Origin of the sequence: Treponema sp. UBA753 (assembly GCF_002297325.1) — a bacterium.
In the GTDB taxonomy this organism is placed as follows: Bacteria; Spirochaetota; Spirochaetia; order Treponematales; family Treponemataceae; genus Treponema_D.
Genome location: NZ_DBKJ01000135.1, coordinates 1 through 5719 on the forward strand (window position 1 = coordinate 1; position 5719 = coordinate 5719).

At 39.5% G+C, this 5719-nt stretch carries 5 protein-coding genes; 4 read left to right on the forward strand and 1 reads right to left on the reverse strand.

The window, feature by feature from the left end; all coding sequences use genetic code 11:
• On the reverse strand, positions 1 to 929 hold a 929-nt coding region (locus tag B4C08_RS10610), incomplete at its 3' end, for a hypothetical protein (RefSeq protein WP_296665219.1).
• 578 nt (positions 930 to 1507) lie between these two features.
• Here B4C08_RS10610 and B4C08_RS10615 point away from each other — a divergent pair.
• The 4 genes from B4C08_RS10615 to B4C08_RS10630 form a co-directional block, all read left to right on the forward strand.
• A complete protein-coding gene (locus tag B4C08_RS10615) occupies positions 1508 to 2737 on the forward strand; it encodes an ATP-binding protein (protein ID WP_296665223.1) in 1230 nt (409 codons plus the stop codon).
• Positions 2738 to 2762: 25 nt separating this feature from the next.
• On the forward strand, positions 2763 to 3740 hold the full coding sequence (hflK, locus tag B4C08_RS10620) for an FtsH protease activity modulator HflK (RefSeq protein WP_295800971.1): 978 nt from the start codon (positions 2763 to 2765) through the stop codon (positions 3738 to 3740).
• Entirely contained in the window at positions 3724 to 4728 is a 1005-nt protein-coding gene (gene hflC / locus B4C08_RS10625; RefSeq protein WP_296665225.1) for a protease modulator HflC, read from the forward strand. The genes hflK and hflC overlap by 17 nt, the downstream gene beginning before the upstream one ends.
• Positions 4725 to 5719, forward strand: a 995-nt coding sequence (locus B4C08_RS10630) for a hypothetical protein (protein WP_296665227.1), incomplete at its 3' end; no start/stop codon positions are given. The genes hflC and B4C08_RS10630, both read left to right, overlap by 4 nt.

The window sequence follows — 5719 nt, forward strand, 5'->3', positions numbered from 1 at the left end:
TAGTCTACACCTGCACCTACAAAGAACTCATTGTCTTTTTTATCACCGACTTTTCCAACAGCTTTGTCCTGATACTGCTTGTAACCGCCGTCTACAGAGAACTTCATAGCGTCAGAAACCTGGTAAGAAACTCCAGCTGTGAATGCCATCTTGAGGTAGTCAGGAGCATAGTCCTTGTCTGCAATACCAAATCTTGCTCCAACTGTTACATAAAGGTTCTCAACTGCTGTAAGGTCAAATGCAACACCAATCTGTCCTGTTGTCTTTGTTTCGTCTCTGTCACCATCTGCATCAGTTGTATAAGAGTCATCACCAATATACTGTGCCTTGAGCTTACCTACGCCATCAATTGCATATCCAAATCCAATCTGAACATTTCTGTAAGTATCTTCTGCTTTCTTATAGTAAGAATCAGCATTAGCATCTTCCATAGGAATAACAACAAATGCATGAAGTCCTTCGATTGGATCGGCTTCAATCATCATACCTTTGCGCCAGATTCCGTCGAATGTGAGTCCTTCGCCGTCATAAGACCAGTTATAAGGTCTGAGCCAGTTCCATGAGCCGTAGCAGAAGTCGCCGCGGAGTCCGTTGTCCGGAGAGTCGTATTTACCAACAGATATTTTAATCATATCAACTGGTTTTACCCAAAGAACAGCACGATCGCCAGCAGATATATCCATCGACATATCATTGAAAACGTTCATTGCAAAACCTGCTTTCCCATCTTCAGAAACTCCATTGATGTCGATACGAGCTGTACGTGCGCCCCAGCCCCATGAGTTTGCTGTTCCAACTACTGTGTCTTCACCATTTGAAGCAACAGGTGCTGTCAATGTGCGAAGCCATGCTCCGAATGTGATTTCTGCGAAAGCAGAAGTTGCTGTAAGTGCGGCAGCCGCTGCGACCGCGATAAGAGTCTTTTTCATCTCTTAGCCTCCTTATGTTTAAATCTTAGCGGTGCTTTGGCATCGATAAGATTTAAACAGGCTGTTTTGCAACGCAGTAAAAAACAGTAGTCGATTGAACAAGTTTGCCACCGGGCAAACTTGCAGTGCAGTTTCTGACGCTATTTTAGGCAGGAACCGCACTGCTTATGACTTAAATCTTGGGGGAGGCTTTCGGAACAAAGGAATATATATAGAGATATTATAAAATCAGTTTTATTTAGCAATGAAATAAACTTTATATCAAAATATTTTTAAGTTAAAATCAAAGTAAAATTAAGTTAATTTCAAGACGTTTTTAAGTTAAAAACAAAGTGAAATTAAGTTAATTTTAAAACATTTTTAAGTTGATTTCTAACTTAATAAAGCATTAGGCGCAGATTAAGCAAGGATGGCTTTTCTTCTATGGAACGCTACCTTTTTTCTTCCGCATTTTCTTGTAAGATTGTTGCAAACTAACAGAGCAAGGGTTTCAGTATAAAAGAAAAAAATTGAGAAGGAAAGAAATAGAGCACCATCTTGTTGACAAATCGGGAATTGAATTTCATAATATCTGAAGTATGATTGACAGAAAATTTGGAAGTCAAGTAAAAAGTGCATTGAAGTATTTTCCGTGTATAACTTTAACTGGTGCTCGTCAGACAGGAAAAACAACACTTTTGCGTTCTCTTCTGCCGGAATATAATTATGTTTCTCTTGATTTGCCGAGTATTGCGGCTCTTGCGGATGAAACTCCTGAAATTTTTTTCGAAAAATATAAAAGTCCTCTTATTGTTGATGAAGTTCAGTATGCGCCTAAACTTTTCAGGTTTTTAAAGGAACGGCTTGATAATGAGCGGCATAATATGGGACAGATTGTTCTTACAGGAAGTCAAAAGTTCGAATTGATGAAAAATATTTCAGAAAGCCTTGCAGGAAGAACTTGTGTAATGGAACTTGAAGGACTTTCTTGGGCGGAATACAAAAATGCTCCGTGTTTTTCAGATGAAAATCCAGCTAATTTTGAAACTTTTATTTTCCGCGGCGGATTTCCTGAGCTTACACGTGAGCCAGATTTTCCGCTTGATATGTTTTTTTCAAGTTATCTTGCAACTTACCTTGAGCGCGATGTGCGTCAACTTGTAAATGTTTCAAATTTACGGACTTTTGAACAGTTCATTCGCTTGCTTGCAGTCCGAAACGCTCAAATACTGGATATGGCGGAAATAGGCAATTCGCTTGGCATAAGTTCAAAAACTGTTGCTTCATGGCTTAGTGTTCTTGAAACTTCAGGGCAAATTACATTTTTGCAGCCGTGGTTTGGTAACGTTGGAAAGCGGATTGTAAAAACCCCTAAAGTTTATTTTAACGATACTGGGCTTTTATGCTGGCTTTTGGGAATTGAAAAAGAAAAACTGAAAATTTCTCCTTTTGCAGGAAGTATTTTTGAAACAGCTGTGTTTGCTGAATTAAGGAAAAACAATAAGCTTAATGGAAACAAAAAACAGCTTTGTTATTACCGTGATATTTCTCAGACAGAAATTGATTTTCTTGAAATTGGCGCAGGCTGCCGTTTGATAGAATCCAAGCTTACGGAAAATCCGAAGTCTGATGATGCTTCTGGAATAAAAAAGTTCTATGAACGATTGCTGGCAATTACAAATATTCCTGCGGAGCTGAATCCTCTTTCTGCATATATTGTATGCAATGTCCATGAGAATTTCCCATTAAAAATTAATATCAAGAATGAAAATATCAAAGTCAACGCGGTAAATATAAAAGATTTGCTGCTAGATACCGTTGTTTTTTAAGCGAATTTGCATTAATTTATTAGTTATGTCAGATTTGGAAGTAAAAATCAGGAGCTTTTTTAAAAAGCCTTCGTATGTTGTGGCGATTATTGTAGGCGCTGTTTTGCTTGCGGCGGCTGGCTCTAGTCTTTTTGTTGTTGATCAGGCGGAGCAGGCTGTAATCACTCGGTTTGGAAGATATAATGCTACTTTGGGACCGGGACTTCAATATAAAATTCCGTTTATAGATAAAAAATTTATTGTTCCGGGAAACAAAGTTGTCCAGACGGAGCAGTTTGGATTTAAAACCACAAAAAGCGGCTCTGTAAATCAGTATCAGAACAATATTACACGTGAATCAACTATGCTGACCGGCGATTTAAATATCGTGGATGTTGAATGGATTATTCAGTACAGAATTGTGGATCCGCGCGCTTGGCTTTTTACAGTTCAGGAAAAAGAGCAGACAATCCGCGACATAAGCCGTTCTGTAATCAATACTTTGGTCGGCGACCGGGCAATTTTGGATGTTATGAGCAGCGAGAGAAGCAACATTGAAAATCTTGCGGTTTCCATGATGAATGAGCAGTTTTCGCAGCTGGGACTTGGAATAAACGTTTTTGCGGTTAAGCTTCAGAATATTGTTCCGCCGGAAGGAGTTCAGGATGCGTTTGAGGACGTGAACAAGGCTATTCAGGATATGAACCGCTTTATAAATGAAGGAAAAGAAAGCTACAATTCAGAAATTCCAAAGGCAAAAGGCGAGGCTGACCGTCAGATTCAAGTGGCGGAAGGCTATGCGGCTGAGCGTGTTAACAAGGCAAAGGGCGATGTGGCAAGGTTCAATTCAGTTTATGAGGAGTACAGAAAAGCTCCTGCTGTTACCCGGGAACGTCTTTATCTTGAAACTATGGAAGAAATTTTTGCTTCCGGCGCAGACAAGAATCCGGCTTTGATAGACAGCGGTCTTGACAATGTGCTTCCGTTTAAGAATCTTGGAGGAAAAAATGGCAAAGCAGAATAAATTTTATCTTAGGCTTGCGGCTTTTGTTGCTGTCATTGTGATTTTGCTTGCGGCAGGTCCTTTTTATATTGTGAACGAAGGAGAGCAGGCTGTTGTTACAAGGTTTGGACAAATTGTAAAATCGTGCACTTCTACCGGACTTTATTTTAAAGTTCCGTTTCTTGATGTCGTCACTGTTTATCCTGCAAAAATTCTTTCACTTGAAGGGGATCAGGCTCGCATTCCTACAAAGGAAAACCAGTTTATAATTGTGGACACTACAAGCCGCTGGAAGATTTCAGACCCGGCATTGTTTTATCAGTCGTTCAAGACTTTGGATGCGGCGTACAACAAGCTTAGCGATGTAATTGATTCTTCAACTAGGACGATTATCACACGCAATAGGCTCAGCGAAATTGTAAGAAGCAGCAATCTTATTAACGAGGAAAAAGACAGTGCGGATTCAAATCAGCTTGCAGGAATTGAAGGCGAGGACAGCGCGGAAATTGAAGCTTTGGTCAATGTGAATTCAAACAACGAAAGTGTTTCCAAGGGAAGAAGCGCGCTTTGCCAGGAAATGGCTGACGACGCAAGAAAAATGGTGGGCGAATACGGAATTGAACTGATTGACATTGTTCCGCGGCAAATAAAATATTCAGACGAGCTTACAGAAAGCGTTTACAACAGAATGATTAAGGAGCGCAATCAAGTGGCTCAAGCGTACCGTTCTCTTGGTGAAGGAAAAAAGTCCGAATGGCTTGGAAAACTTGAAAACGAAAAGCGCACAATCGAATCAGAAGCCTACAGAAAAAGCGAGGAAACTAAAGGAAAGGCGGATGCGGAAGCTGCGGCAATTTACACTCAGTCTTACACGCGCGATCCTAAGTTCTATGAGTTCTGGAAAAGCCTTGAGTCGTACAAAAATACAATGGGCAATTTTGATGTTACGTACAGCACAAAAATGGACTACTTTAAATATTTGTATAGTTCAGATGGAAAGCGTCAATGAGTTCCAAAACAGTTTTTCTTTACAACGGAAAGATTTTTTTAGACAGCCGGATGGCTAGCAATGTTTTTGTAAAAGCCGGATTTGCCGGAAAAATCAGAGAAAACGGACTGCTTGCTGAGCTAAATGACGGAGCTTGGAATTTTTCTTTATGGAACTTTGACGGCACAGTTTCTTCTGAGGATTTAAAAGAATTTGCGCACTCTGAAGATGAAACAGTTTTTCTTGAAGGCTCATGCTTTGATGGACTTGCGCTTAGTGAATGTTTTGAAGCCTTTGGAAAAAAAGATTCTATAAAAGCCTGTTCACTTGTCTGCAATGCGCTTGATGCTTTGGATGAAAGCAAGGTAGTTCTTTCTTTAGTTGGCGCAGGAGGAATTATTGTTTCCAAGGATTTTTCTAAAGTTTTATTTTTGCCTAAGAATTTGCTTGAAATTTCTTTGTCATCGCTTGGGGAAGAAATTTTTTCAGAATTATATGGAAAGTATTTGAACCCTGTGTTTTCTGGAAAAGACGCGGTGCATTTTTTGCAGGCGGTTATTGTTTATAAAACTATTTGCGGAAAAGTTCCGTTTGCAGAAAAATCTTCTTCTGCAAGGGAAAACGATATTCGGGATTTAAATTACTGTCCGTTGCGCTATGCGGCTTTTGGAATTGACGAAAAAATTCTTTTGTTTACAGAAAACGCTTTTGCAGGCAAAAATTGCGCGTTCCCTAAAGAAGAAGTTTCCACACTTGAATTAAAAGAGTCTCCTTCATCGGATTTAGAAAAGTTCAATGCTGAATCTCAAAAATTTCTTTTGCATCAAGAAAAAAAAGTTCGTTTAAAAAGGTGGCTTAGGGCAAAATCCACGGTGATAAAAATTTGCATTGCGGTTTTTGTTTTTGCAATTGCGGCTGCGGTTTCACTTTATGGAACTTTTTTGGAAAAACGGACGACAAAAGGACTGACTTCGCTTCAAACTGTGGAAATGTACTACAGCGCGGTAAATTT